Below are 25329 nucleotides of genomic sequence, written 5' to 3' on the forward strand. Positions count from 1 at the left end.
CGCTCCTACAGGCCATGCAGCTCGCAATACTCGTCCCAGTCCATACCTGCCATTTGTGCCACCTCGCGGTGTACCTCAAGACGTTGGGCCTCAAACTCCTCGGTGCTGGCACTGGTCAATTGCAGCGTCAGTTCCCAGGCAAAAAAGCCCAGGCGTTCAGCCTCGGCCTCGAAGGCTTCGTTTAAACGTTCCTGGCGATATTCCTTCATCGATTGGCCCACCGCACGGGCGGCCAAGGGGTTTAACTTCTCAAGCTCGGCTGCCAGTTCGGGGTGCTCGCCGAGAAAGCGATCAAGGGCTTGCTGATGGTTGATTCCGGGTTCAGTCACGCCAGACTCCTGGTTGCAAAGGGACGGTCGGTACAGGGTACAGGCCCGGTTCAAGGCCAGGCAGGATGGCTCAAGGCAATCCTGCCGTTGATGGTCGTATTGCGGGTTATTTCTTTTCTGCTTCCGGCAGGAACCAGTTCAGTAACAAGGCGCAAATACCCCCTGTGGCCACACCGGACTCCAGCACATTGCGCAGGGCGGCGGGCATGTGGGCCAGGAACTCAGGGACTTGTGACACACCAAGACCCAGCGCCAGCGACACCGCAATGATCAACAGGGCACGACGGTCCAGTGTAGTGCTGGCCAGAATATTGATCCCGGAGGCTGCAACAGCCCCGAACATCACCATGGCCGCACCACCGAGTACCGGCTCAGGCACTGCCTGAATGGCACCGGCAACGCTGGGGAACAGCCCCAGCAGCACAAGCATGCCGGCAATCCACACGCCAATATGGCGACTGGCGATGCCGGTCAGCTGAATCACCCCGTTGTTCTGGGCAAAGATCGAGCTCGGGAAGGTGTTGAAAATACCTGCCAGCAGCGAGTTGGCGCCGTTGACCAGCACGCCGCCCTTGATGCGCTGCATCCACACCGGGCCTTCAACGGGTTCTCGCGAGACCTTGCTGGTAGCGGTCACATCACCAATGGCTTCCAGCGAGGTCACCAGATAAATCACCAGCATCGGAATGAACAAGGCCCACGAGAAGCCCAGGCCAAAGTGCAGCGGTACCGGTACCTGGAATACTTCGGCCTGGTGCATGCCGGTGAAGTCCAGACGTCCGAGGTAGCCCGCCAGGGCGTAGCCCACGGCCAGCGCGATGACGATGGCGCAGCTGCGCATCCATACCAGCGGGATGCGGTTGAGGATCACGATAATCGCCAGCACCACGCCTGACAGCATCAGGTTTTCGCCATTGGCGAAGGTGCCGTTGCCCATTGCGGTGAAGCCGCCACCCATGCTGATCAGGCCGACTTTAATCAGGGTCAGACCAATCATCAGTACGACGATGCCGGTCACCAGCGGGGTGATCATGCGTTTTACAAACGGCAGTACCCGGGAAATGCCCATTTCGACAAACGAACCGGCAATCACCACGCCAAAAATGGCAGCCATCACCCCTTCAACCGGGGTGCCTTGTTTCACCATCAACGCGCCGCCCGCAATCAGCGGGCCGACAAAGTTGAAGCTGGTGCCTTGCACGATCAACAGCCCGGCGCCGAAAGGCCCGAAGCGCTTGCACTGAACAAAGGTGGCAATCCCGGAGATCACCAGGGACATGGACACAATCATGTTGGTGTCGCGGGTCGAGACGCCCAGCGCCTGGCAAATCAGCAGGCCGGGGGTGACGATAGGAACAATGATCGCCAGCAGATGTTGCAGCGCTGCCAGGAAAGCGATCCATGGCTTGGGACGGGCTTCGAGACCAAAGACCAGATCGCTGGTCTGGGACTCGGCTTCATGCGGTGTTTTGGGAGAGGTCATGGCGAGTGCCCTGGAAAAAAGAGCGCGATTCTACTGGTCTTGGGCCATCACGCACAGCGTTTGCTTGCCTGCAAGCGTAGGCGAACTTTAATTAATCGAATGTTCAGCCACTCTGAAGGTCCGAATCTTGGTCTGACCGGGCCCCGGCACTACTTTAAACAGGACGCGTAACCATGCTTGATTCCTCGTGGACGGCTTTGAAACACCACCGCAGGCTTCATCAGATTGTCGCCACCCTGGTGCGCTTCGGTGCCCAGGACGTACTGCTGCGTCTGGGCCTGGGCCGTTTGCTGGTGGACGTCAATGCCGAGCCCGGTGAAACGCTGCCGGCCAGTACGCCGCAGCGGGTGCGCATGGCCCTGGAAGCGCTGGGGCCAACGTTTATCAAGTGCGGGCAGATCCTGGCCAGCCGCCGCGACATCCTGGGGCCGGAGTGGGTCAATGAACTACAGGCCTTGCACAGTCAGGCCTCAACCCTGCCATGGGCCGAGCTGGAGGCACAGGTGCTGGAGGATTTGGGCTGCGGTCTCGATCAGGTATTTGCCGAGTTCGACACTCAGCCCCTTGCCGCGGCCTCCATGGCCCAGGTGTACCTTGCACGTTTACTGAGTGGCGAGGCGGTGGTGGTCAAGGTGCAACGGCCCGGCTTGCGGCACACCATGACCGCCGACTTGCAGTTGCTCGAAAGCCTGGCCCAGCTGGTTGAGCAGAATGCCGCGCTGGCGGTGTATCAGCCGCGCCAGATGGTCAGGCAGCTGGCCCGGGCGATGCTGGAGGAGCTGGACTTCACTCAGGAGGGGCAGAACGGCGACAGCATCGCGCAGAACTTTGCGCAGACGCCGCATATCGTCATCCCGCGTATCTATTGGGCTTTCAGTAGCCAACGGTTATTGGTGCAGGAATTCTTGCCCAGCTTTACCCCCTTGGCGCGGGATGCACTGATCGAACAAGGGCTTGATCCCGGCTTGCTGGCCAGCCGCGGGGCACGAGCCTTTATTAAAATGCTGCTGGAGGACGGGTTGTTCCATGGCGACCCGCACCCGGGCAATCTGCGGGCAATGAGTGATAACCGCGTAGGCTTTATCGACTTTGGCATGGTGGGTCGACTGGATGAGCGACGGCGCCTTGAGGTCATGAATTTTATGCGCGCGTTGACCGAGGGCAGTACCGAGCTCCTTGTGGCTGTGCTGATTGACTGGAGCGGGGAGCGCGTGCAAGACCTGTCACAGATCGAACAGGCCGCCCGCGAATATATGGCGCGCCACACAGGGGGGCAATTGAAAATCAGCGCGTTGATCACCGATTTTCTCGGTTTGATCCGTGAATATCGTTTGTTGCTGCCGCCGGATTTACTGGTGTTGTTCAAGGCGCTGATCACGGCTGACGGGGTATTGACGCAACTTGATCCTGATCTGGATTTGATCGCCACGGCGAAGCCGGCAGTCGAGAAAATGCTGCGTGAGCAATTCAGCTGGAAAGTGGCCAGGGGGTTGGGCATCGACGGTCTGGAACTGGGGCGCGGGGTGCTGAGCGACCTGCCCAAGCTTACGCGCCTGATGGTGCACCGTCTCAAGCACGGGGTGCTGGATCTCAAGGTGGACATGCCGGGGCTGGAACGGTTGGAGCGCTCATTGCGACTGGCCTCGACCCGATTGTCGCTGGCGTTGCTGATCAGCGCGCTGCTGATCGCATTTGGTCCGCAAATAGCGGCAGCGGGGCCAGTGTGGCAGGGTTTGTCGGCGATTGGCTGGCTGGCGGGGATTGCGACCTTAGGCGGCTTGCTGGCGTTCTTGTGGAGCCTGTTCAGAAGCTGACCCGCAGTGTAGGAACGACTTGTCTGTAGGAGCGAGCTTGCTCGCGAGCTCATGCTTGCGGCGTTGAAAAAGCTCGCGAGCAAGCTCGCTCCTACAGGTTTTACTGCGCTTTTGAGATGTTGACGTTCTTGTGGAGCTTGTTCAGAAGCTGAGCCGCAGTGTAGGAGCGACTTGTCTGTAGGGGCGAGCTTGCTCGCGAGCTCATGGTTGCAGCGTTGAAAAAGCTCGCGAGCAAGCTCGCTCCTACGGGTCAGAGATGTAGTGCATGCCCCAGCGCACGCAGCGCGGCTTCTTGCACGGCTTCGCCCAGGGTCGGGTGAGCGTGGATGGTGCCGGCGATGTCTTCCAGGCAAGCCCCCATTTCCAGCGACTGGCCGAAGGCCGTGGACAGCTCCGAAACACCGGCGCCCACTGCTTGCCAACCGAGAATCAGGTGGTTGTCACGCCGCGCAACAACCCGCACGAATCCGCTTTTTGATTCCAGGGTCATGGCGCGACCATTGGCGCTGAACGGGAAGCTGGCGCTTATGTAGTCCAGGCCCGCCGCTTCGGCTTCGGCGGGGGATTTACCGACCACGACAATTTCCGGATCGGTAAAGCACACCGCGGCAATGGCTGTCGGGCAGAACTCGCGCTGTTTGCCGGCAATGATCTCGGCGACCATCTCGCCCTGGGCCATGGCCCGGTGAGCCAGCATCGGCTCACCGGTCAGGTCGCCAATCGCCCATACATTGCGCATGCTGGTCTGACAGCGATTGTCGACCCGTATCGCCGGGCCGTTCATGGCCAACGCCAGGGTCTCAAGGTTGAAGCCCCGGGTGTGCGGGCGACGTCCCACTGCGACCAGGACCTGGTCGGTTTCCAGAGTCTGGCTTTCGCCCAGGGCATTGCGCATCGACAGGGTTTTGCTGCTGGCCTGGAAGCCTTCGACGCTATGTTCCAGATACAGAGTGATGCCCAATGCCTTGAGGGACTCGGCAACGGGCAGCGTCAGATCTTTATCGTAGGTCGGCAGGATCCGGTCGCGGGCCTCGACCACCGTGACTTCCGCGCCCAGCTTGCGATAGGCGATGCCCAGTTCCAGTCCGATATAACCCGCGCCGACCACTGTCAGACGCCTTGGTATGCTGGTGGGGCTCAGGGCTTCGGTGGAGGAAATTATCGCGCCACCAATGGGCAGAATCGGCAGGTCGACACTTTTCGAGCCGGTGGCCAGCAACAGGTGTTCGCACTCGATCCGCTGGCCGTCGACTTCAACCGCCTTGCCATCGAGGATTTTGGCCCAGCCGTGGATGACCTTGACGCCGTTCTTTTTCAGCAACGCACCGACGCCGCTGGTCAGGCGATCAACGATGCCGTTTTTCCACTGAACGCTCTGGCCAATGTCGAGGGTCGGGGCCTGGGTCTTGATCCCCAGTGGCGAACTGTTATTGCTGTAGCCTTGGGTGGTGTGAAATTGCTCGGCCACATGGATCAGCGCCTTGGACGGGATGCAACCGACGTTCAGGCAGGTACCGCCCAGCGCCTGACCTTCGATCAGGACTGTTGCAATTCCCAGCTGGCCGGCACGGATGGCAGCCACGTAGCCGCCAGGGCCGCCACCGATAATCAGCAGCGTGGTGTGTTGGGTTGGCTGCATGTTCACTCCAGAAACAGGGTGGCTGGTTGTTCGAGCAAGCCACGCATGGCCTGGATAAATTGCGCTGCGTCCATGCCGTCCACTACCCGATGGTCGAAGGAGCTGGAGAGGTTCATCATTTTGCGGATCACGATCTGGCCTTTGACTACCACTGGCCGTTCGACGATGCGATTGACCCCGACAATCGCGACTTCGGGCAGGTTGACCACCGGGGTACTGACGATTCCGCCCAGTGCGCCAAGGCTGGTCAGGGTAATGGTTGAGCCGCTGAGTTCTTCACGGGTCGCCTTGCCGGCGCGCACGGCGTTGGCCAGGCGCGTGATTTCATCGGCCGCGCCCCACAGGGTCAGGGTTTCGGCGTGTCGGACCACCGGCACCATCAAGCCGCCTTCGCTTTGCGCGGCAACTCCGATGTGGGCGGCGCCAAAGCGGGTGATGATTTGCGCTTCATCGTCATACCGAACGTTGATTTGCGGAAAGTCGCGCAAGGCCACCACCATCGCCCGTACCAGAAACGGCAACAGGGTCAGCTTGCCCCGGCTTTCGCCCCATTTTTGATTGAGCTGCGCGCGCAGTTCTTCAAGGGCAGTGACGTCGACTTCTTCGACATAACTGAAGTGTGCGGCACGGCGCTTGGCCTCCTGCATGCGCTGGGCGATTTTGCGGCGCAGGCCGATCACCGGGATCTGTTGTTCATCGTTGCGTTTGGCATAACCGCTGGCCGGTGCCGCGACGCAGGTGTTGTCTTGCGCCAGATAAGCCTCAAGGTCGTCGTGCAGCACACGTCCTGCCGGGCCGCTGCCGATGACAAAGCGCAATTCGATGCCGGCATCCCAGGCGCGTTTTCGCACGGCGGGGGAGGCCAGCGGACGTTCATTGGCTTCGCGGGCTACAGGTGCAGGCCGTTGGGCCGCAGCAGGCTTGATTGCCGGGGCCGTGACCAGCGCCACTTCGACCCGGGCCTGTGGCGCAGCTTTCGGGGCGGCGGCCAGCGGCTCTGCAGCAGCGGCCGGCTGAGCACTTTCGCGCAGGTTACCCGCGCCTTCGACTTCGATACGAATCAGCTCGCTGCCTACGGCCATTACCTCGCCGGGCTGGCCGCCCAGGGCCAGGACTCTGCCTGCTACCGGGGAGGGAATGTCCACGGTGGCCTTGTCGGTCATCACATCGGCGACCACCTGGTCTTCGCTGACCATGTCACCGACTTTGACAAACCATTCCACCAGTTCTACTTGCGCAATGCCTTCGCCAATGTCCGGCATCTTGATAACGTGCGTACCCATTCAGACCTCCATAACCCGTTGCAAAGCCGCACCGACCCGTGCAGGGCCCGGGAAGTAAGCCCATTCCTGAGCATGCGGATAAGGCGTATCCCAGCCTGTGACGCGTTCAATAGGTGCTTCCAGATAGTGGAAGCAGTGCTCTTGAACCAGCGCAATCAGCTCGGCACCAAAACCACAGGTGCGGGTGGCTTCGTGCACGACGACGCAACGGCGGGTTTTTTTCACGGAGGTGACAATGGCGTCCAGGTCCAGCGGCCACAGGCTGCGCAGATCGATGACTTCAGCGTCGATGCCGGTTTCTTCGGCAGCGACCTGGGCCACATAGACGGTGGTGCCGTAGGTCAGGATGGTGACTTCAGTGCCGGGGCGCACGATCGCGGCGCAATCCAGCGGCACAGTGTAATAGCCATCGGGTACGGCACTGGCCGGGTGCTTGGACCACGGGGTAACCGGGCGTTCGTGGTGGCCGTCAAAGGGGCCGTTGTACAGGCGTTTTGGTTCCAGGAAGATCACCGGGTCATCGTTTTCGATGGCGGCAATCAGCAGGCCTTTGGCGTCGTAGGGGTTGGACGGCATGACGGTGCGCAGGCCGCATACCTGGGTGAACATGGCTTCCGGGCTCTGGCTGTGGGTCTGGCCGCCATAGATGCCGCCGCCGCAGGGCATGCGCAGGGTCATGGGGGCGATAAACTCACCGGCCGAGCGGTAGCGCAAGCGGGCCGCTTCGGAAACGATCTGGTCGGATGCCGGGTAGAAGTAGTCGGCAAACTGGATTTCGGCAACCGGGCGCAGACCATAGGCGCCCATACCGACGGCGGCGCCGACGATGCCGCTTTCCGAGATCGGGGCGTCGAACACCCGCGAGCTGCCGTATTTGGCCTGCAGGCCTTCGGTGCAACGAAATACGCCGCCGAAGTAGCCCACGTCCTGGCCAAATATCACCACGTTGTCGTCGCGCTCAAGCATCACATCCATGGCCGAGCGCAGGGCCTGGATCATCGTCATGGTGCTGGTGCTCACGGCGTTCTCCATCAGAATTTTATTGTTGTCGTTCATCTGGTTATAACCCCAATTCCTGACGTTGCCGACGCAAGTGCTCGGGCATGTCCTTGTACACGTCCTCAAAGATCGTCGCCGCGCTTGGCATCTGGCCGCCGGCCAGGGTGCCAAATCGCTCGGCTTCTTTCTGCGCACCAATGATTTCGGCTTCGAGTTCGGCGCTGACGGCTGCGTGTTCTTCCTCGGACCAGTTGCCAGTGGCAATCAGGTGCTGTTTGAGGCGAATGATCGGATCGCCCAGCGGGAAGTGGCTCCAGTCATCGGCAGGACGGTACTTGGAAGGGTCGTCAGAAGTGGAGTGCGGGCCGGCGCGATAAGTGACCCACTCAATCAGTGTCGGCCCCAGATTGCGTCGTGCGCGCTCCGCGGCCCAGACCGAGGCGGCGTACACCGCGATGAAGTCGTTACCGTCGACGCGCAGCGAGGCAATGCCGCAGCCCACACCACGTCCGGCGAAGGTGGTGGCTTCGCCACCGGCAATCGCCTGGAAGGTCGAAATGGCCCACTGGTTATTCACCACGTTAAGGATCACCGGCGCGCGGTAGACGTGGGCAAAGGTCAGGGCGGTGTGAAAGTCCGATTCGGCGGTGGCGCCATCACCGATCCAGGCGGAGGCGATTTTGGTGTCGCCCTTGATCGCCGATGCCATGCCCCAGCCGACCGCTTGCATGAATTGGGTCGCGAGGTTGCCGGAAATACTGAAAAAGCCGTAGTCCCGGACCGAATACATAATCGGCAACTGACGGCCTTTAAGTGGATCGCGTTCGTTGGACAGCAACTGGCAGATCAGATCCACCAGAGGCACGTCGCGGGCCATCAAAATGCTCTGCTGGCGGTAGGTCGGGAAGCACATGTCGTCGATGTTCAAGGCCAGGGCCTGGGCGCTGCCAATGGCTTCTTCGCCAAGGCTTTGCATATAGAACGACATTTTTTTCTGACGCTGGGCAACCACCATCCGGGTGTCGAAAATCCGCGTTTTGAGCATGGCGCGCATGCCCGCCCGCAGGATCTCGGTCGAGACGCCTTCTGCCCAGGGGCCGAGTGCCTGACCCTGATCGTCGAGCACGCGAATCAGGCCTTTGGCCAGATCGGCGGTATCGGCAGGCTCTACATCGACAGGGGGTTTGCGCACCAGACCGGCATCGGTCAGGCGAAGGTAGCTGAAATCGGTCTTGCAGCCTGGACGGCCGGAGGGTTCGGGAACGTGCAGGCGCAGCGGTGCATATTCAGTCATGGCTTTCTCTACGCTCGATCTTGTCGTGTTTATTAGGCGCGGGAGCTAGTTTTTGCGTCGAAAATCCGGCGGGTGATCAAGCCAGATTTTGTCCTACAACAATCATATTCCTGACAGTGAAGAATATTTCTCTGTAGTTCGTTGTGCTTTGCAGCGATTAAGGATAAGAATTCTTTATAAACACAAAAAACAGGTGCTTTTGTCTCATGCGCAAGCTAGATCGAACGGATATCGGGATTCTCAACAGCCTTCAGCAGAATGCGCGCATCACCAATGCGGACCTTGCACGTTCGGTCAACTTGTCCCCCACACCCTGTTTCAATCGGGTAAAGGCCATGGAAGAACGCGGGCTGATTCGTGAGCAAGTCACCTTGCTGGACGCCGACATGCTGGGCCTGCACGTGAATGTGTTCATCCATGTCAGCCTGGAGAAACAGGTTGAAGAAGCCTTGCAAAAATTTGAGGCCGCGATCTCGGATCGTCACGAAGTCATGGAGTGCTATTTGATGGCCGGCGACCCGGATTATCTGATCCGGGTGCTGGTGCCGAGCATTCAGGCGCTGGAACGCTTCATGATGGACTTTTTGACCAAAGTGCCCGGGGTTGCGAACATCCGGTCCAGCTTCGCCCTGAAACAGGTGCGCTACAAAACGGCGCTGCCGTTGCCGCCGGGTGGGCTGACGCTGGAGGAGTGATTCAGACCCGCAGCCGCCAGCGTTCGTTAAAACGCAACTCGACCCTGGACAGTGGTTCTACATCAATCAGGTTGAAGGATGCGCTGCTTGCGGCCAGCGCATGCAGGATGGCGGCGCGGATGATGAAGGGGTGGGTCACGACCGCAAAATGGCCTTCCTCGCGAAACTCATCGAGCCAGGCGCCGACCCGCAGGCACAGGGCTTCTACCGACTCGCCAGCATGGGGCGCCGACCCGGGGTTGTTGGTCCAGTCGGCGAGTACCTGGGGAATACTTTGCTGCAGGTCGACCAGGCGCAAGCCTCGCCACTCGCCGAAGTCGTAATCCTCCAGCGCCGGCACGATCTCGATGTCGTCACCCAGCGCCTGGGCAGTTTGCAAGGTTCGGGTTTCGGGGGCGCAAAGAATTCGCACAGGCTTCTTCAAGGCCGCAGCCATTTCCTGCGCTTGTAGCAATCCCTTGGGGTCAGCCGGTTCATCCAGAGCAAAGCGGCCCAGACGCTGGGCTTCAGTGCGGGCATGACAGATAAAACTCAGGCGGATGGGCATGATGAAGTCCTTGCGGGTAATGCGTTGCAGTAACAGGCGGCACCTGTGTTGCTCGCATTTGCAGGGGGCGGGTGCCCCTCAATTGAGATTAGGCGAGTATTATCACTGCGCATTTCTATCTCAAGGTACTTCGCCATGTCTGCTGTCCTCTTGAAAAAAATCCTTAATACCGCTGCGTTGCTGACACTGCTGGCCGGTGCCGGCTCGGCCTCTGCCCATGCCCATCTGCAACAGTCGACACCTGCGGCCGACAGCACCGTCGCCACTGCCAATGAAGTGCGCCTGACCTTCAGCGAAGGGGTTGAAGAAAAGTTCACCAAGGTGACCCTCAGCCACGACGGCGCGCCGGTTGCTGTAAGCAGCATCAAGACAGAACCCGGTAACAAGAAGGTGCTGATTGTGACCCCGGCTCAAGCGTTGCCAGCAGGCAAGTACAGTGTGGACTGGAAGGCCGTGTCGGTTGACACCCATAACAGCGCTGGTCAGTACGGCTTCACGGTGGGCAACTGAGTTGATGGTCAGCGACATGGTTGTATGCCGATTTGTGCATTTCTGCGCTGTGCTGCTGATTTTTGGCGTCAGCGCATTCAGGCCCTTGCTGCTGGCGATCAAGCCGTCACCTGCGATTGATGGTCTGTTGCACAGATTTTGCTGCGCTCTGGCCTGGCTGGCGTTGGTCAGCGGCCTGGCCTGGTTACTGCTGACCACCCATTCGATGGCCGGCAGCTGGCCTGAGACCCTGGACCCCGACACTCTCTGGCTGGTGTTGGGCAGCACTTTTTTTGGTCAGGTCTGGGCCGGGCACCTGCTGTTCAATGTGTTGTTGCTCGTTGCGCTTTATGCAAATTCCCGTTTTAAGGCCGCGTGGATCTTCAGCGTGCTGTTGCTGGCCACCCTGGCGCCAGTGGGGCATGGCGCGATGCTGGATGGCTGGCGCGGTCAACTGCTGATGCTCAACCAGTTCATTCACCTGATGTGTGTCGGGGCCTGGGTTGGCGGCTTGTCGGGGTTGTTGCTGCTGCTCACTCGTCCTGCCGGGCAAAGTGTGGATCGGGTGCTGCGGCGCTTCAGCAATCTGGGGTTTGTGCTGGTGGCCGGGATCATTGTGACCGGTCTTATCAATACCCGGGTTCTGACAGGTGCACTTTGGCCTACGCCGCTGTTCGAAGGTTTCGCACTGATCCTGCTGATTAAAGTGGCCCTGGTTGGCGTGATGCTGTTGCTGGCGTTGTTCAATCTGCTGATGAGCCGCGCTGGCCACTTTGCTGTCTTGCGCAACAGTGTGGCGCTTGAGTGGTTATTTGGCTTGATGGCCGTGGCTGCTGTTTCACTACTGGGGACCTTGCCACCGCTGATTGTCAGGTGAGTACCTGCTCATAGTGTGAGTGGCGGGGTTGCTGGGCACCTTGTGGCGGTGGCATCTGCTCGGTAGGAGCGAGCCTGCCTCGCGATAGCCTCAAGCGCATCGCGAGGCAGAGGGGCTAGATGACCAGAAACAACGCCATCAAGCCGCCGAAAATCGCCCATTTTTCCAGGTAGTAGCGCGTGCGATTGCGTTTTTTCAGTTCCTTGCCGCGCAGGCGGATTTTGTACAGCCTGGTAAACGCGCGGTTCAGGGCTCCGGTTTTATCGCCGGTATCATTGGGGGCGCTGGCCGACGCCATGACCGTGCGGCTGAACCACTGATTGAAGGCTGCTGCCCAGCGATATTGCATGGGGCGCTCCACATCGCAGAACAGGATGATGCGATTTTCAGCGGTGGTGTTTTCGGCGTAATGGATGAAGGTTTCGTCAAACATCACGGCTTCGCCGTCACGCCAGGAGTAGTTCTGCCCGTCGACGTTGATATAGCAGCCCGGATCATTCGGGGTGTCCAGGCCCAGGTGAAAGCGCAACGAGCCCGCATAAGGGTCGCGATGACGTACCAGCTTTGAACCGGGTGGCAACTCGGCAAACATGGCCGCCTTGATGATGCCGATACCGTTGAGCAGCTCAATGGTGCGTGGGCACATTTCAACTGCCGACGGATGATTGTCGCCATACCACTTGAGATAAAAGCGCTTCCAGCCACTCTTGAAGAACGAGTTGAAACCGACATCATTCGGTTGCTCAGATCGTTTGATTTCGCCTGCCTGCATCAAGTTGCGCGCTTCGTCGCGGATCTCCATCCAGTGATCCTGCAAGGGTTGTAACTGCGGGAAATCTGCCGGTTTCAAATAAGGCTGGCTGGGAACTTTGGAGAACAAATACAGGAAGCAGTTGATGGGCGCCAGGAAGGTCGAGTGATCGCTCAGCTGGCGCCCCAGTTTATGGCGAACTTTGCCCCGCAGGTGCACATGCGCAATGGACAAAACGTAAACAGCAATAATGATGAGTTTCAAAAGTATCGTCACAAGTCAGGAGAGCGCTCCCCTGCATGCACGCAAGTAGCCCGACCTCTTGCAGGAGGTATCGGGCGCTGGTGTCTCGGGAGGGGAGCCAAAGTGTAAGGTTAAAACAGCACTTTGGGCTTTTTCCAGCGTTTCATGAAGTTTTTGTAGAGATTCACTTGCAGTCTTTGGTCGGATTGCGGATGGGTTTTTTGCAGGCAGTACACCGGGTCACGGCATCATCAGGTGTGATCAATGCCTTTGGCGCCCAGAGATTGGTACATCCGGAAGTGCTGAGGATCCAGCCAGCTTTCTACCTGTTCCATAAAGCGCCCGTGCCGGTCGAAAGTTGTGCGCAGGGCCTTGAGGAAAACGGTTCCTGCGGTTCGTCCCAGGAGCAACGCGTCTTCTGCACCGAGGGGGGCCGCGCTGATCCATTGATCACCGCTCTCGGCTACAAAGCCGTAGGCGGCCAAAGTGATAGTCAGCGAGTCATCTATCAGTCCGGTTCGTGGCAGGCCTTCGAGGCCGCCGGTGGCGGGCATGAGCGAGCGCTCCAGGGAAATGGCGGTGTCATTGTCACGGCGGCGGCGAACCAGAATGACGAATCGGCTCAAGCCAAATTGAGGTGCCAGCTCCGGGCGCTCCAGGGTCTGGAGTTGCAGAAGCTCAGTGCAGATCCTGGCGCCTGTGTTGGCCAGGGCCTGAGTCCAGCCGTTATTCTGGTCGAGGGTAATGCCGTCGTAGGTGACGATGGCGCTGCCTTCGGCCTGCATGGCGATGTATCTGCGCCTTTCCAGCTCGGCCAGCGCTTCGCGTAGCGTGCCGGTGCTAACCCGCAGTTCCAGGGCTAGTTGCTCTTCGCCGGGGAGGGGATGGCCGTCTGCCAATAGACCGCTTTCGATACGCTGGACGAGCTCGTTGACTACCTGTTGTCTCTGGTCAAATCGTGGGTGCTTTATCATTCCCTGAGTAATAGTTGAGCAATGCCGGTTCAGCAACAAATGAGCGGGTTAAAGAGGTCGGTTACGGGAGTGCAAGCTGCCTTGAACCCTGCCGGTGTTCAGGGTTCAAGGCGTGGCGCAGGCAATGCTGTCAGCCGCAGGCTTTGAGGTTGACCGGGCCGACGAACTCGTTACCACGGCCCATGACGCAGGCTACGGCCTGATTCCGTTGACGCTCCCAGGCCTGGACCGGATAGGTCTTGTTCCACGCTTCATACAGTTGCCGATCTTGCTTGGACAGGCGCAGGTCGTAGCGTTTGCTCATGTAGAAGTAGGTGCGTGCAATCATGCCGCGAATTGACGGCCGGGGCATGACCTTCTTGGCTTTGAAGTCGACCTGGGTCAGGCATGAACCGTATTGGCCCGCCTGCGCGGGGAGCCAGCCAAAACTGAAGTTGCTTCGGTCTCCGTTGACCTCGCCGATGCTGGGCACCAGGTTGTGCAGGTCGGCCTCTGCCACTTTGTAGACCGGGTCGTGGCGGGTGCAGTTTTTTCGACCGCCGCTTTGCCAGCATTGGCGCTGGTGGCCAATTTGCCAGGCGGGAACTATGTGTTCCCACTCGATACGGGCTGCACGATTGGCGTTCTTCCTGGGTACATACCCGCAGGCTTTGAGATCCACCCGGTTGCCGGTGTATTTACAGCCACAATAGAACTCGGTGGACTGTGGTGCATAGAGTTTCCAGGCGACTTTCTTGGCTTCGCTGAAGGTCTGCGGAGCCGCAGCATGGGCACTTATAGCGGTAAAGAGGCTGGCTAATGCCAGTATACGAACCCTCATTGACTCAATCTTCCTCTGGTACGGTCCAGAAAACATTGACCCCGCCATCATCGCGATGGGCGATTGTGACATTGTCGTTTTCGGAGATCTCTTCTAACAGGCGCTCCCAGAATTCGGGATTGTCGCCCTCCAGTCGTTCAAGCACCGCCATTTTGTCTTTTTGAGCTTTAGGCGAGCTGATGATTTTTTGTATGCGGGTTCCGAAAATTTCGTAGGGGCTTGGAAGGGGTGGCGCTTTGACCGGTTTTTTAGCCATGATGCGATCCTTGGTTGCTGTATGGGCATACAGTATTTAACTGTATGGGATTTGGCAACTGTTTGAATTCATTTGGCTGCGGATCGGACTGCGTTTTTTCGGTTTAGTGCGAGAAGGGGAGAAAAATCAATTAATTGGACCACTCACCGGGGAGGTTGAGTGGTTTCAACGCCGGACACTGGGCAGTGTCCGGCGTGGATCAGATCAATACTCCCAGAACATCCGCTGCAGTTCTTTGCTGTCTTGGGTTTTGGTCAGGGCGACCATGGCCAGGATGCGGGCTTTTTGCGGGTTCAGGTCGTGGGCGACAACCCAGTCGTATTTGTCGTCAGGTTGTTCTGCGTTACGCAGTACGAATCCGCCGTTATTAACGTGGGAAGAACGGATGATTTGGATGCCGTCTTTGCGCAGGGCCTGCAGGGTAGGCACTACACGCGAGGACACGGAACCGTTGCCTGTGCCAACGTGGATGATGGCTTTGGCGCCGGCCTGTGCAAAGGCTTTGTAGGCAGTGTCGTCGACGTTGCCATAGGAGTAGGCGATGCCTACGTTTGGCAGGGACTTGATGTTTTTGATGTCGAACTCGGAATCCATGGTGTGACGCTTGGCCGGCAAGCGGAACCAGTAAGATTTACCTTCAACCACCATGCCGAGCGGGCCCCAAGGGCTCTTGAATGCTTCGGTCTTGATGTTCATTGATTTGGTGACATCACGGCCCGACTGGATCTCGTCGTTCATGGTGACCAGTACACCTTTGCCCCGTGCTTCTTTGCTGCCGGCTACCGCCACGGCGTTGTACAGGTTGAGCATGCCGTCTGCGGACATGGCAGTGCCCGGGCGCATGGAGCCGACGACGATGATCGGCTTGTCGGTTTTTTCGACCAGGTTGAGGAAGTAGGCCGTTTCTTCGAGGGTATCGGTGCCGTGAGTGATGACGATGCCATCGACATCCTCGCTGTCAGCCAGTTCGGCGACGCGACGGCCCAATTGCAGCAAATTGTCGTTGGTGATGCTTTCGGACGCGATTTGCATGACTTGCTCGCCGCGTACGTTTGCCAATTGGCTCAGTTCGGGAACACCGGCAATCAGTTGGTCGATACCCACTTTGGCGGCGGTGTAGGTCGCGCTGTTGGCTGCGCTGGCACCTGCGCCGGCAATGGTGCCGCCGGTTGCCAGGATGACAACGTTAGGTTTGGTGGTCTCTTGTGCCTGAACGGCAGGCATGGCCAACAGAAAGGCCAGGGCGGCCGGAACAATGGTTTTTAACACAGCAGGTTTCATTATTTTCTCTCTTATTGGTGGGCTTGCTGATGTACCGACATCGAGCACCGCACGTGCCTTCTCTTGCGCACGCGCTGCCTAACAAAGCACTAACTGTGCCACTGCAAAGTGTATTTTTGATGCATCTAACTATTTGATTTATATGAATAAATTATTGTTTGTTTTTTACATTGGGCAGTTCTGGACGGTTTTCCGAACAGCGGGCGGTTATTTGTTCGGAGACTCGACCGCTTGTCGGCTCGTTACAGTCTGTTTTTCACGTTGACAAAAAACCAACCGCTTTACATAGTGAGGTTCAAGCAAACGTTTGCGCGGTGCTTTTAGAGCCGTATTCTCTGGGCTCTGACCCTGTATTTTTTCAGGCTTTATCCGGGCCGGACGTTGCTCACAATAATCATAAGATCGGAGTTACTGCCATGAAGCTGCCCTTTGCTGGACGCCTTCTCGCTGTCGCCATGTTGGCCGCAGCCTCCCTGACCCTCTCTGTCGCTCACGCCGATACTGCTCAAAAACCCAAGGTGGGTTTGGTGATGAAGTCGTTGGCCAACGAGTTCTTTGTCACTATGCAGGACGGTGGCAAGGCCTATCAAAAGGCTCATTCTGCGGATTTCGATCTGGTCTCCAACGGAATCAAGAATGAAACCGACACAGCCGGTCAAATTGACATAATCAATCAGATGATCATTGCCAAAGTCGATGCGCTGGTAATTGCTCCTGCAGACTCCAAAGCACTGGTTTCGGCGATCAAGAAAGCCCGGGATCGCGGAATCGTAGTGGTCAATATCGATAACCAGCTCGACCCCGAAGTGCTGAAAAGCAAAGGTATCGAAGTACCGTTCGTGGGCCCGAACAACAGAAAGGGCGCGCGTGAAGTCGGGGACTATCTGGCGAAGCAGCTGAAGCCGGGCGATGAGGTGGGCATCATTGAAGGTGTATCGACCACCACCAATGCGCAAATGCGTACCGCAGGCTTCAAGGATGCAATGGACGCCGCAGGGATGAAAATTGTATCGACGCAATCGGGCGACTGGGAAATCGACGGTGGCAACAAAAAAGCTGCGGCCATGCTCAGTGAATATCCGAACCTGAAGGCGCTGCTGGCGGGCAATGACAACATGGCCGTAGGGGCAGTGTCGGCAATCCGTGCGGCGGGTAAAGCAGGCAAGGTGCAAGTCGTGGGCTATGACAATATTGATGCGATCAAGCCGATGCTGGAGGACGGCCGTGTGCTTGCCACGGCTGATCAGGCGGCTGCCGAACAGGCCGTTTATGGCATCCAGACCGCGCTCAAGCTGCTCAAGAACGAGCCGGTGGAGAACCTCAAGGATGGCGTGATTGATACTCCGGTCGAGCTGATAACCAAAAAATAGTCCCATTCGCTGTCACAGACACCTGCCCGGTCGGGCAGGTGCCCGGAGAAGTTTTATGTCTGCTCCCAATGCCAGCGTGGTCCTGTCAGTCAGCGGGATCGGCAAAACCTATACGCAACCCGTTTTGACGGGCATCGATCTGGCGTTGTATCGCGGTGAAGTGCTGGCCTTGACGGGCGAAAATGGCGCCGGAAAAAGCACGCTGTCAAAAGTCATCGCCGGTCTGGAGTTACCGACTCAGGGGCAGATGCAATTCAATGGCCATGCCTACACGCCAGGCAGTCGTTCAGAAGCTGAGCGACAGGGGGTGCGTATGGTCATGCAGGAGCTCAATCTGCTCCCCACCCTGACCGTGGCCGAGAACCTGTTTCTGGATAATCTGCCCGGCCACCTGGGCTGGATCAATCGCAGGCAATTGCGCAAGTCCGCCATTGAAGCAATGGCTCAGGTAGGCCTGGAGTCCATAGACCCTGACACATTGGTCGGCGATCTTGGCATTGGTCACCAGCAAATGGTGGAAATCGCCCGTAATTTGATTGGCGATTGCCATGTGCTGATCCTGGATGAGCCGACGGCCATGCTGACGGCCCGTGAAGTCGAGATGCTGTTTGTTCAGATCGAGCGGCTTCAGGCTCGCGGCGTGGCAATTATTTACATCTCCCATCGGCTGGAAGAGCTGGCGCGGGTGGCGCAGCGCATTGCTGTGCTGCGTGATGGCAGCCTGGTGTGTGTTGAGCCGATAGCCAACTACAGCAGCGAACAATTGGTCCATCTGATGGTAGGGCGCGAACTGGGCGATGCATTGGAGCTCGGGACGCGCCAGTTGGGTGAGACAGCGCTCAGGGTCTCGGCGCTGGGTCGGTCAGACAAGGTGCGGGATGTCTCATTTGAAGTCAGAAAGGGCGAAATATTTGGCATTTCAGGTTTGATCGGAGCCGGGCGGACCGAGCTCTTGCGGTTGATCTACGGTGCTGATCTGGCAGATAGCGGCACCGTTGCAGTCGGGTCCCCGCTGCAGGTGGTCAAGATCCGCTCTCCGGCGCAGGCCGTCAAACAAGGGATAGCCCTGATTACCGAAGACCGCAAAGGTGAGGGCCTGCTATTGACCCAGTCGATCAGTGCCAACATAGGCTTGGGCAATATGCACCGGGTTTCCAGTCTGGGGCTGGTGAGCGGTGTGCAGGAGGCTGCGCTGGCGCAACGCCAGATCGACGCGATGGGCATCCGCAGTTCAGGGCCCGGGCAAGTGGTGTCGCAACTTTCCGGCGGTAACCAGCAGAAGGTGGTCATCGGCCGCTGGCTGGAACGCGACTGTACGGTTTTGCTGTTTGATGAGCCCACCCGTGGCATCGATATCGGTGCCAAGTTTGATATCTACCGTCTGCTTGGTGAGCTGACCCGTCAGGGCAGGGCGCTGGTGGTGGTATCAAGTGACCTGCGTGAACTGATGTTGATCTGTGATCGTATCGGTGTGCTGTCAGCAGGGCGCCTGATAGAAACGTTCGAGCGTAACAACTGGAGTCAGGAGCAGCTGCTGGCAGCCGCTTTTGCAGGTTATCAAACACGAGATGCGTTGCTCGCAGAAGCAACGCCAAAGGAAGCCTCATGAAGTCCACCGCCGCCGTGCAAAAAAGTGCACGCAACTATTACGGAACCGGCACTTATCTGGGGCTGGCTGGCGCCTTGCTGGCCATGATTGTGCTGTTCTCAAGTCTTAGCGATCACTTCTTTTCCTACGACACGTTGAGCACGCTGGCCAATCAGATTCCGGACTTGATGGTGCTGTCTGTCGGGATGACGTTTGTATTGATCATTGGTGGAATCGACCTGTCGGTAGGGTCGGTACTGGCATTGGCGGCGTCAGCGGTCAGTGTGGCAATTCTGGGGTGGGGCTGGGGCATTTTGCCTGCGGCTTTGCTGGGCATGGCTTGTGCTGCGCTGGCAGGTACGATCACGGGGTCGATCAGTGTCGCCTGGCGAATTCCTTCCTTTATTGTTTCATTGGGCGTTCTGGAAATGGCCCGGGGCGCGGCCTATCAAATGACGGGCTCACGTACGGCCTACATAGGCGATGCTTTCGCCTGGTTGTCGAACCCGATTGCATTTGGCATTTCGCCTTCTTTCATCATTGCGTTGCTGATCATTGTCGTGGCTCAGGCGGTGCTGACGCGTACGGTGTTTGGCCGTTATCTGATCGGGATCGGCACTAACGAGGAAGCCGTTCGCCTGTCCGGTATCAATCCCAAACCGTACAAGATCCTGGTCTTCAGCTTGATGGGATTGCTTGCAGGCGTAGCTGCGTTGTTTCAGATATCGCGCCTGGAAGCCGCAGACCCCAATGCGGGGTCGGGGCTTGAGTTGCAGGTTATTGCTGCGGTGGTGATCGGGGGAACGAGTTTGATGGGCGGGCGCGGCTCCGTCATCAGCACTTTTTTTGGGGTGCTGATCATTTCGGTATTGGCCGCGGGGCTGGCTCAAATCGGCGCAACCGAGCCGACAAAGCGTATTATTACCGGTGCTGTCATAGTGATGGCAGTGGTCCTGGATACTTACCGCAGTCAACGTGCACGGCGACGGAACTGAATAATGGCAACCATTAAAGATGTCGCTGCTATGGCCGGCATTTCTTACACCACGGTTTCACATGTCCTGAACAAAACGCGCCCGGTGAGTGAGCCGGTGCGTTTAAAGGTGGAGGAGGCCATTGCGCGTCTTGATTATGTGCCCAGTGCTGTCGCGCGCTCCTTGAAGGCCAAGACCACTGCGACTATCGGGTTGCTGGTGGCCAACAGCCTGAACCCGTACTTCGCCGAGTTGGCGCGAGGTATCGAAGACTATTGCGAGCGCAACAATTACTGCGTCATTTTGTGCAACTGCGACGATGATCCTGACAAGCAGCGCAATTATCTGCGGGTATTGCTTGAGAAGCGCGTGGATGGGCTGGTTGTGGCCTCGGCCGGTGGAGACCTCGGGCTGGCGAGCGGTCTGGTCGGTGTACGAACGCCCATGGTCATCGTCGATCGCAATCTCGAAGGTATCGATGCCGATCTGGTGCGGATCGATCACGAGCTGGGGGCCTATCTGGCCACCCGTCATTTACTCGATCTGGGGCACAGGGCCATTGCCTGTATTGGTGGCCCTGCAATCACCCGTGTGGCGCAGCTACGAACTGCCGGTTATCTGCGGGCGTTGGCAGAAGCCGGAATTTCAGCGCCCGGGGCCTGGATGATCGAGAGTGATTTCAGCAGTGTCGGGGGTTATCAGGCGGCTGTCAGGCTGCTGGAAAACGACCGGCCTTCGGCTATTTTCGCCTGCAACGACATGATGGGCATCGGCGTTTTGCGGGCTGCTGCCGAGCGCAATATTCGAGTACCGGACCAGCTGTCAGTCATAGGCTTTGATGATGTGCAGATGAGTCGCTATGTCTACCCGGCGCTGACGACCGTCGGCCAGTCGATTTTGCAACTGGGTGAAATGGCAGCGCAGTTATTGTTGCGTCGTATTGCATCGCCCGGGCGGGCGGTGGAGCAGCGAATTGTGACGCCAAGTATCGTGTTGCGAGAGTCGACAGCAGCCTATGTCGGGGCGCCGGTGCAACCCTCCTGCAAATCCAATGGATGAGTGTCGATACATGCAAGCAAATGTAGTGGTGGTTGGCAGCCTCAATATGGACCTGGTCACCCGTGCAGAGCGCCTGCCGCGTCCGGGTGAAACAGTCTTCGGGCAGGCCTTTGGCACCGTCCATGGCGGCAAGGGGGCGAACCAGGCGGTGGCGGCAGCGCGTCTGGGTGCAAGCGTGGCTATGGTCGGGTGCGTAGGCACCGATGCGTACGGCGTGCAACTGCGTGAGGGGCTGGAGGCCGAGGGCATCGACTGTCAGGCGGTGCGTACTGTGGCGCAGGGTGCGAGTGGTGTCGCGCTGATCGTGGTGGATACCGACAGTCAGAACACCATAGTGGTGGTGCCGGGTGCCAATGGCTGTCTCGACGCTCAAGACATCATGACGGTTGACGGCATGCTGCAAGGGGCGAAGGTCATTATTTGCCAGCTTGAGGTGCCGATGGATACGGTCGGTCATGTCCTCAAGCGCGGGCGTGAACTGGATAAAATTGTCGTCCTCAATCCAGCTCCCGCCAGCGGGCCGTTACCGGTGCAATGGTATGCACTGGTTGATTACTTGATCCCGAATGAAAGTGAGGCCCGGGCACTCAGCGGGGTGCCAGTCGACTCCCTTGAGTCCGCAGAATTGGCTGCGCGCAGCCTGATGGCACTAGGGGCGAGCAACATCATTGTGACGCTGGGGTCGCAAGGTGCATTGCTGGTCAGTGCGCAGCGGGTCGTGCACTTTGCAGCCCCCAAGGTAGAGGCTGTAGATGCAACTGCCGCCGGTGACACCTTTGTAGGTGCCTTTTCGGCCGCGCTGGCCGCAGGCAAAGGGGAGGACGAAGCGATCCGCTTTGCCCAGACCGCGGCCGCCTTGTCAGTGACCCGTGCAGGTGCGCAGCCCTCTATTCCCGGGTTGCAGGATATAAAGGACTTTGCCTCGTCATGAAGAAAACACCTTTGCTCAACATCGCGCTCTCTCGGGCTATTGCCTCGCTGGGGCATGGTGACATCGTCATTATTGCTGACGCCGGTTTGCCAGTGCCCAAGGGCGTTGATCTGATTGATCTGGCGCTGACGCAGGGGGTGCCGGATTTTTGCAGTACGCTGAGCACGGTGCTCAGTGAGATGCAGGTGCAAAGTCATGTGCTGGCGCACGAGCTGCTGCTAGCGCCTTGCGCGGCATTGTCAGGCATCGACCTGCACAACAGTCGGGGCGATTTGGGGGGCAGGAATTTGCTCGCTCACAGTGAGTTCAAGGAGTTATGCCAGCAAGCAAAAGTGATTGTTCGTACGGGAGAGTGCCGTCCTTACAGCAATATCGCTTTGATCGCAGGGGTTACTTTTTAAAAAATCATACAAGGAGTTAGTCATGTCGCGTTTTAAGCAAATTTTTCATCATCTGATCAGGAGTGTCTTGTTTTTGTCCGTTCTCAGTATTTCTAGTGTTCAAGCTGCCGACAAAATTGATCTGATCATCGACACTGACCCCGGGGCTGATGACGTCGTTGCATTGCTGTTGGCGCTGGCCTCGCCCGAGCAGCTCAATGTGCTGGGGATTACCACTGTGGCGGGTAACGTTCGCCTGGACAAAACTTCGCGCAATGCACGTCTTGCCCGGGAGTGGGCTGGTCGTGAAGAGGTTCCCGTCTATGCCGGGGCTCCAAAACCCCTGGTGCGCACGCCTATCTACGCCGAGAACATTCATGGTCAGGAAGGTGTTACGGGTGTGCCGGTGCACGAGCCTGCGAAAGGGCTTGAGCAGGCCAATGCAGTCAACTACCTGATCGATACGTTACGCGCAGCCAGGCCTGGCAGTGTCACTATTGCCATGCTCGGGCCACAAACCAACCTGGCGCTGGCCTTGATTCAGGCGCCTGATATCACCAAGGGCATCAAGGAGGTCGTGGTCATGGGCGGTGCTCATTTCAACGGCGGCAATATCACTCCTGTAGCCGAGTTCAATATCTACGCCGATCCCCATGCTGCAGACGTGGTGCTGAAAAGTGGCGTCAAGCTGGTTTATGTCCCGCTTGATGTGACGCACAAGATCCTGACCAGCGACCAACGCCTGAAACAAATTGCTTCGCTGGGCAATACGGCCGGCAAATTGGTTGGCGATATTTTGAATGAGTACGTGAAGAACGATATGGCGCATTACGGACTGCCAGGAGGTCCGGTACACGATGCCAGTGTGATTGCCTATCTGCTCAAGCCCGAGCTGTTTTCCGGGCGAGAGGTTAATTTGGTCGTCGATACCCGCGAAGGCCCAACCTTCGGTCAAACAATTGCAGACTGGTATGACACGTTAAAACAGCCAAAAAACGCTTTTTGGGTTGAGAACGGCGACGCCCAGGGCTTTTTTGATTTGCTGACTGCGCGCCTGGGGCGGCTGAACTGACTTGAGCCTGTGTCGGCTTATGTCACTTTCGTAAAGTCGGGGTCTTTGTACTTTTCGAAAATTTGGCTGACAAAGGCTTTGGCCGACTCGGTGCCGAGCTCTTTGACTAACAGGTCGATACCGATGATGGCCAGCTCTTCCGGGCTTCCAGGGCTATAGGAGCACTGTCCTTGAGGCCATTTGGCTTTGATGTCTGCATCGATGGTGACTGTTGTCATGGGTATCTCAAGAGGGGGGTGGGAAACGCGATTTTAGCAAAAAGCCATGCTGATGCTATCTGGGGCTCAAAGTTAAGCATGATCCGCAGCTTTTGGCGCTTCAACTTTCGCATGTGATCGGTGTGCGTGCCACACTCGGGATTTTGAGGGCGGAACCTGCACATGCAAATTGATTTGAACGACCCTGAGGCGCTGACGGTTGATGCGGTCCGCAGGTTGTTGGCCTCGGCCAGTGACGATGTACATACTCAGTTACGCGTGACTAAGGCAGGCATTGCCTATATTTCGTCAAGTGTCGTAGGTGGCACAGACATCGACGAGCTACTTTTCAGGCTTGAAACCTGGGCCGCGGGATCGGGGTATGTCGGGAAGATAGCTGCAAGCGATGAGGTCTGGGTGATGCAGATCCACAACGCCCTGAAGGACAACTGGCCGCGCCCCCCTTTTGATTACATTGATGTTTACTAGCAGGTGTACACATTCCGTCACTATTAGGTCTGTGCACTTGTTTTTCGCTCGGGCAATATCTTGTGCCCTGCGGTTAATGTTTTTTACCGTGAGACTCTGTGCAACCTATCTGCGGAATTACTGTCGCAAAGGTTTCGACTATTTATCTTAAGGAGGCTTCATGTCTTGGAAGCTAGTGACATTGGGTTCGTTGTTGGCGGTTGTAGCGCTGTCTGGCTGTAGCACGCCGGGCACAGCAAAAGAGCCTGTCGCCGAGGCCAACAGTGGTCGTTGCGATGCTAAGGCAGCTGCATTTGTGATCGGCCAGAAAGCGTCGCCAGGGCTGCTGGAGCAGGCTCGTGTCAAGGCCGGCGCGCAGAATGCACGGATCTTGTTGCCACACGACATCATGACGCTTGAGTACCGCTCTGACCGCTTGAATCTTAATGCAGATGACAACGCGATCATTACCCGCGTCAACTGCGGTTAAGCCCGTTTAGCGTTGGAGCAGGCATAAAAAACCCCGTCACATGGACGGGGTTTTTTTGTTCGAAGGAGATTTACTCCGGACGAACCTGCGCAGCTTGCATACCCTTTTGGCCTTTCTCAGCCACGAAGGAAACAGTCTGGCCTTCTTTCAGGCTTTTGAAACCGTCGCTTTCGATAGCTTTGAAGTGTACGAACAGGTCGTCACCGCCACCTTGAGGAGTGATGAAGCCGAAGCCTTTTTCATCGTTGAACCATTTTACGGTGCCGGTTTGGCGATTAGACATGGTGTATCTCCAAGAAACTTATATTTTCAGTAGTACTGTGCTGCTCAGGCCAACTGGGCACACCGAGCTATCATAGTCGAAATGTGCGGTTTGGGAGCCCCCCTGAGTGGCAGTTTGCATCATTGTTAGCATTTGTCTGGCGCTTGAAATGCCTTAAGTCCCCGTTTTATGGGGGTTTCATGGCTAAAGCAGCTTCGAAAAAAAGCAGTAAAGGATGCATTTTTTTTAGCAAAAAGACGTTTTATGGTCGTTTTTGCTCTGCTCAAGGCTTAAATCAGCCCCTGAACAGGCTCTATTTTGTTGCCCGGCAGGCCTGAATAGCATCCAGAGCCTTGGTCCGCAGCTCTACGCTCGGCATTTTTGTCTTGCTCATCAACTCTTTGATCTCGGCAGTCGAAAACTTCTCGGAAATTTTTTCTGCACCGCATGCGCAATGCTGCTGGGCGGTTTTCTGATCGACACTTTGGCTGGCCGCTGCAGTGCAATCCTTCATGTATGCCTCTTTTGCACCGGCGGGCCAGTTATCGGCCTGGGCACTGAGGGGTAAGAGGAATGCCAGTGGTGCAACGAGGGCAAGCAGGTGAGTCAAGCGCATGTGATTCTCCTTATAGGCGTTAAAGCTGTATTTGTTTCACTGAGTATCTGAGGGGATAGTGCAGCTCAAGTTCACCATTTTGCAAAAACCGCCTTATTGCTTTCAGTGAACAGCGGTGGAGAGGGCGGCGTTCATTCTTCTGTGCTAG

At 57.6% G+C, this 25329-nt stretch carries 28 protein-coding genes; 13 read left to right on the plus strand and 15 right to left on the minus strand.

Annotated features, from left to right (window positions below; translation table 11 throughout):
• Window positions 1-5: 5 nt before the first annotated feature.
• Both WG29040_RS13510 and WG29040_RS13515 read right to left on the minus strand, forming a co-directional pair.
• On the minus strand, window positions 6-329 hold the full coding sequence (locus tag WG29040_RS13510; RefSeq protein ID WP_003442095.1) for a DUF6388 family protein: 324 nt from the start codon (window positions 327-329) through the stop codon (window positions 6-8).
• 106 nt (window positions 330-435) lie between these two features.
• Complete coding sequence (locus tag WG29040_RS13515) at window positions 436-1812, minus strand: nucleobase:cation symporter-2 family protein (RefSeq protein ID WP_003442097.1); 1377 nt, start codon at window positions 1810-1812, stop codon at window positions 436-438.
• A 173-nt stretch (window positions 1813-1985) separates the two neighbouring features.
• On the opposite strand from WG29040_RS13515, the gene WG29040_RS13520 reads away from it, so the two are divergent.
• Complete coding sequence (locus WG29040_RS13520; RefSeq protein ID WP_127196300.1) at window positions 1986-3626, plus strand: AarF/ABC1/UbiB kinase family protein; 1641 nt, start codon at window positions 1986-1988, stop codon at window positions 3624-3626.
• A 250-nt stretch (window positions 3627-3876) separates the two neighbouring features.
• On the opposite strand, the gene lpdA is transcribed toward WG29040_RS13520, so the two are convergent.
• The 4 genes from lpdA to WG29040_RS13540 are packed head-to-tail and all read right to left on the minus strand — an operon-like array spanning window position 3877 to window position 8841.
• A complete protein-coding gene (gene lpdA / locus WG29040_RS13525) occupies window positions 3877-5265 on the minus strand; it encodes a dihydrolipoyl dehydrogenase (RefSeq protein WP_010656392.1) in 1389 nt (462 codons plus the stop codon).
• 2 nt (window positions 5266-5267) lie between these two features.
• On the minus strand, window positions 5268-6548 hold the full coding sequence (locus WG29040_RS13530) for a dihydrolipoamide acetyltransferase family protein (protein ID WP_010656391.1): 1281 nt from the start codon (window positions 6546-6548) through the stop codon (window positions 5268-5270).
• Window positions 6549-7604 carry an alpha-ketoacid dehydrogenase subunit beta gene (locus WG29040_RS13535; protein WP_003442104.1) on the minus strand — a complete coding sequence of 352 codons (1056 nt, stop codon included), beginning with the start codon at window positions 7602-7604 and terminating at the stop codon, window positions 6549-6551.
• Between the two features lie 4 nt (window positions 7605-7608).
• Window positions 7609-8841: a 3-methyl-2-oxobutanoate dehydrogenase (2-methylpropanoyl-transferring) subunit alpha gene (locus WG29040_RS13540; protein ID WP_003442106.1), complete on the minus strand. Its 1233-nt coding sequence runs from the start codon at window positions 8839-8841 to the stop codon at window positions 7609-7611.
• A gap of 206 nt (window positions 8842-9047) precedes the next feature.
• Here WG29040_RS13540 and bkdR point away from each other — a divergent pair, with 206 nt between their 5' ends.
• Window positions 9048-9536, plus strand: coding sequence for a Bkd operon transcriptional regulator BkdR (gene bkdR, locus WG29040_RS13545; protein WP_003442107.1), 489 nt, complete (start codon window positions 9048-9050; stop codon window positions 9534-9536).
• Between the two features lies 1 nt (window position 9537).
• Here the strand turns inward: bkdR and WG29040_RS13550 are convergent, their stop codons facing one another.
• The gene (locus WG29040_RS13550) at window positions 9538-10083 is read right to left on the minus strand and encodes a histidine phosphatase family protein (RefSeq protein WP_127196301.1); all 546 of its coding nucleotides are present in this window, start codon (window positions 10081-10083) and stop codon (window positions 9538-9540) included.
• 135 nt (window positions 10084-10218) lie between these two features.
• Here WG29040_RS13550 and copC point away from each other — a divergent pair, with 135 nt between their 5' ends.
• Both copC and copD read left to right on the plus strand, forming a co-directional pair.
• Complete coding sequence (gene copC / locus WG29040_RS13555) at window positions 10219-10593, plus strand: copper homeostasis periplasmic binding protein CopC (RefSeq protein WP_003442112.1); 375 nt, start codon at window positions 10219-10221, stop codon at window positions 10591-10593.
• A 4-nt stretch (window positions 10594-10597) separates the two neighbouring features.
• Window positions 10598-11449: a copper homeostasis membrane protein CopD gene (gene copD, locus WG29040_RS13560; RefSeq protein ID WP_127196367.1), complete on the plus strand. Its 852-nt coding sequence runs from the start codon at window positions 10598-10600 to the stop codon at window positions 11447-11449.
• A gap of 115 nt (window positions 11450-11564) precedes the next feature.
• Here copD and lpxO read toward each other — a convergent pair whose 3' ends face one another.
• The 5 genes from lpxO to WG29040_RS13585 all read right to left on the minus strand — a co-directional run bounded on the left by lpxO (window position 11565) and on the right by WG29040_RS13585 (window position 15774).
• Window positions 11565-12464: a lipid A hydroxylase LpxO gene (lpxO, locus tag WG29040_RS13565; protein WP_003442116.1), complete on the minus strand. Its 900-nt coding sequence runs from the start codon at window positions 12462-12464 to the stop codon at window positions 11565-11567.
• Window positions 12465-12694: 230 nt separating this feature from the next.
• Window positions 12695-13417, minus strand: a complete 723-nt coding sequence (locus tag WG29040_RS13570) for a GntR family transcriptional regulator (protein ID WP_127196302.1) — start codon at window positions 13415-13417, stop codon at window positions 12695-12697.
• A 130-nt stretch (window positions 13418-13547) separates the two neighbouring features.
• On the minus strand, window positions 13548-14237 hold the full coding sequence (locus tag WG29040_RS13575; protein WP_003442120.1) for an endonuclease: 690 nt from the start codon (window positions 14235-14237) through the stop codon (window positions 13548-13550).
• A 4-nt stretch (window positions 14238-14241) separates the two neighbouring features.
• Window positions 14242-14493, minus strand: a complete 252-nt coding sequence (locus WG29040_RS13580; protein WP_003442121.1) for a DUF1654 domain-containing protein — start codon at window positions 14491-14493, stop codon at window positions 14242-14244.
• Window positions 14494-14697: 204 nt separating this feature from the next.
• Entirely contained in the window at window positions 14698-15774 is a 1077-nt protein-coding gene (locus WG29040_RS13585) for an asparaginase (RefSeq protein ID WP_003442123.1), read from the minus strand.
• Window positions 15775-16190: 416 nt separating this feature from the next.
• Here WG29040_RS13585 and WG29040_RS13590 point away from each other — a divergent pair, with 416 nt between their 5' ends.
• Genes WG29040_RS13590 through WG29040_RS13620 form a run of 7 tightly spaced genes read left to right on the plus strand, consistent with a single transcriptional unit; the run spans window position 16191 to window position 23148 of the window.
• Window positions 16191-17144 carry a sugar ABC transporter substrate-binding protein gene (locus WG29040_RS13590; protein WP_003442126.1) on the plus strand — a complete coding sequence of 318 codons (954 nt, stop codon included), beginning with the start codon at window positions 16191-16193 and terminating at the stop codon, window positions 17142-17144.
• A gap of 55 nt (window positions 17145-17199) precedes the next feature.
• Window positions 17200-18753: a sugar ABC transporter ATP-binding protein gene (locus WG29040_RS13595; RefSeq protein WP_003442127.1), complete on the plus strand. Its 1554-nt coding sequence runs from the start codon at window positions 17200-17202 to the stop codon at window positions 18751-18753.
• Window positions 18750-19727, plus strand: a complete 978-nt coding sequence (locus WG29040_RS13600; RefSeq protein WP_003442129.1) for an ABC transporter permease — start codon at window positions 18750-18752, stop codon at window positions 19725-19727. Before WG29040_RS13595 ends, WG29040_RS13600 begins: the two co-directional genes overlap by 4 nt.
• 3 nt (window positions 19728-19730) lie before the next feature.
• Window positions 19731-20765, plus strand: coding sequence for a LacI family DNA-binding transcriptional regulator (locus WG29040_RS13605; RefSeq protein ID WP_003442131.1), 1035 nt, complete (start codon window positions 19731-19733; stop codon window positions 20763-20765).
• Window positions 20766-20775: 10 nt separating this feature from the next.
• On the plus strand, window positions 20776-21696 hold the full coding sequence (gene rbsK / locus WG29040_RS13610; RefSeq protein ID WP_100917173.1) for a ribokinase: 921 nt from the start codon (window positions 20776-20778) through the stop codon (window positions 21694-21696).
• The gene (rbsD, locus tag WG29040_RS13615) at window positions 21693-22097 is read left to right on the plus strand and encodes a D-ribose pyranase (RefSeq protein WP_010656384.1); all 405 of its coding nucleotides are present in this window, start codon (window positions 21693-21695) and stop codon (window positions 22095-22097) included. The genes rbsK and rbsD overlap by 4 nt, the downstream gene beginning before the upstream one ends.
• A 22-nt stretch (window positions 22098-22119) precedes the next feature.
• Window positions 22120-23148 (plus strand): nucleoside hydrolase, encoded by a 1029-nt coding sequence (locus WG29040_RS13620; protein WP_127196303.1) that lies wholly within the window; start codon window positions 22120-22122, stop codon window positions 23146-23148.
• 17 nt (window positions 23149-23165) lie between these two features.
• Here WG29040_RS13620 and WG29040_RS13625 read toward each other — a convergent pair whose 3' ends face one another.
• Window positions 23166-23366: a hypothetical protein gene (locus WG29040_RS13625; protein WP_003442163.1), complete on the minus strand. Its 201-nt coding sequence runs from the start codon at window positions 23364-23366 to the stop codon at window positions 23166-23168.
• Between the two features lie 162 nt (window positions 23367-23528).
• Here WG29040_RS13625 and WG29040_RS13630 point away from each other — a divergent pair, with 162 nt between their 5' ends.
• Window positions 23529-23834 carry a hypothetical protein gene (locus WG29040_RS13630; protein WP_003442167.1) on the plus strand — a complete coding sequence of 102 codons (306 nt, stop codon included), beginning with the start codon at window positions 23529-23531 and terminating at the stop codon, window positions 23832-23834.
• 160 nt (window positions 23835-23994) lie between these two features.
• Window positions 23995-24303, plus strand: coding sequence for an I78 family peptidase inhibitor (locus tag WG29040_RS13635; protein ID WP_003442169.1), 309 nt, complete (start codon window positions 23995-23997; stop codon window positions 24301-24303).
• A gap of 70 nt (window positions 24304-24373) precedes the next feature.
• Here the strand turns inward: WG29040_RS13635 and WG29040_RS13640 are convergent, their stop codons facing one another.
• Complete coding sequence (locus WG29040_RS13640) at window positions 24374-24586, minus strand: cold-shock protein (protein WP_003179963.1); 213 nt, start codon at window positions 24584-24586, stop codon at window positions 24374-24376.
• A gap of 292 nt (window positions 24587-24878) precedes the next feature.
• The gene (locus WG29040_RS13645) at window positions 24879-25181 is read right to left on the minus strand and encodes a hypothetical protein (RefSeq protein WP_003442172.1); all 303 of its coding nucleotides are present in this window, start codon (window positions 25179-25181) and stop codon (window positions 24879-24881) included.
• Window positions 25182-25329: the final 148 nt, after the last annotated feature.

Origin of the sequence: Pseudomonas sp. PAMC 29040 (genome assembly GCF_003994535.1) — a bacterium.
GTDB lineage: Bacteria > Pseudomonadota > Gammaproteobacteria > Pseudomonadales > Pseudomonadaceae > Aquipseudomonas > Aquipseudomonas paraversuta.

Coding starts and splice junctions, on each gene's coding strand:
- WG29040_RS13515 (WP_003442097.1), bottom strand. CDS start 1,812: ATGACCTCTCCCAAAACACCGCATGAAGCCGAGTCCCAGACCAGCGAT.
- WG29040_RS13520 (WP_127196300.1), top strand. CDS start 1,986: ATGCTTGATTCCTCGTGGACGGCTTTGAAACACCACCGCAGGCTTCAT.
- lpdA (WP_010656392.1), bottom strand. CDS start 5,265: ATGCAGCCAACCCAACACACCACGCTGCTGATTATCGGTGGCGGCCCT.
- WG29040_RS13530 (WP_010656391.1), bottom strand. CDS start 6,548: ATGGGTACGCACGTTATCAAGATGCCGGACATTGGCGAAGGCATTGCG.
- WG29040_RS13535 (WP_003442104.1), bottom strand. CDS start 7,604: ATGAACGACAACAATAAAATTCTGATGGAGAACGCCGTGAGCACCAGC.
- WG29040_RS13540 (WP_003442106.1), bottom strand. CDS start 8,841: ATGACTGAATATGCACCGCTGCGCCTGCACGTTCCCGAACCCTCCGGC.
- bkdR (WP_003442107.1), top strand. CDS start 9,048: ATGCGCAAGCTAGATCGAACGGATATCGGGATTCTCAACAGCCTTCAG.
- WG29040_RS13550 (WP_127196301.1), bottom strand. CDS start 10,083: ATGCCCATCCGCCTGAGTTTTATCTGTCATGCCCGCACTGAAGCCCAG.
- copC (WP_003442112.1), top strand. CDS start 10,219: ATGTCTGCTGTCCTCTTGAAAAAAATCCTTAATACCGCTGCGTTGCTG.
- copD (WP_127196367.1), top strand. CDS start 10,598: ATGGTCAGCGACATGGTTGTATGCCGATTTGTGCATTTCTGCGCTGTG.
- WG29040_RS13570 (WP_127196302.1), bottom strand. CDS start 13,417: ATGATAAAGCACCCACGATTTGACCAGAGACAACAGGTAGTCAACGAG.
- WG29040_RS13575 (WP_003442120.1), bottom strand. CDS start 14,237: ATGAGGGTTCGTATACTGGCATTAGCCAGCCTCTTTACCGCTATAAGT.
- WG29040_RS13580 (WP_003442121.1), bottom strand. CDS start 14,493: ATGGCTAAAAAACCGGTCAAAGCGCCACCCCTTCCAAGCCCCTACGAA.
- WG29040_RS13585 (WP_003442123.1), bottom strand. CDS start 15,774: ATGAAACCTGCTGTGTTAAAAACCATTGTTCCGGCCGCCCTGGCCTTT.
- WG29040_RS13590 (WP_003442126.1), top strand. CDS start 16,191: ATGAAGCTGCCCTTTGCTGGACGCCTTCTCGCTGTCGCCATGTTGGCC.
- WG29040_RS13595 (WP_003442127.1), top strand. CDS start 17,200: ATGTCTGCTCCCAATGCCAGCGTGGTCCTGTCAGTCAGCGGGATCGGC.
- WG29040_RS13600 (WP_003442129.1), top strand. CDS start 18,750: ATGAAGTCCACCGCCGCCGTGCAAAAAAGTGCACGCAACTATTACGGA.
- WG29040_RS13605 (WP_003442131.1), top strand. CDS start 19,731: ATGGCAACCATTAAAGATGTCGCTGCTATGGCCGGCATTTCTTACACC.
- rbsK (WP_100917173.1), top strand. CDS start 20,776: ATGCAAGCAAATGTAGTGGTGGTTGGCAGCCTCAATATGGACCTGGTC.
- rbsD (WP_010656384.1), top strand. CDS start 21,693: ATGAAGAAAACACCTTTGCTCAACATCGCGCTCTCTCGGGCTATTGCC.
- WG29040_RS13620 (WP_127196303.1), top strand. CDS start 22,120: ATGTCGCGTTTTAAGCAAATTTTTCATCATCTGATCAGGAGTGTCTTG.
- WG29040_RS13625 (WP_003442163.1), bottom strand. CDS start 23,366: ATGACAACAGTCACCATCGATGCAGACATCAAAGCCAAATGGCCTCAA.
- WG29040_RS13630 (WP_003442167.1), top strand. CDS start 23,529: ATGCAAATTGATTTGAACGACCCTGAGGCGCTGACGGTTGATGCGGTC.
- WG29040_RS13635 (WP_003442169.1), top strand. CDS start 23,995: ATGTCTTGGAAGCTAGTGACATTGGGTTCGTTGTTGGCGGTTGTAGCG.
- WG29040_RS13640 (WP_003179963.1), bottom strand. CDS start 24,586: ATGTCTAATCGCCAAACCGGCACCGTAAAATGGTTCAACGATGAAAAA.
- WG29040_RS13645 (WP_003442172.1), bottom strand. CDS start 25,181: ATGCGCTTGACTCACCTGCTTGCCCTCGTTGCACCACTGGCATTCCTC.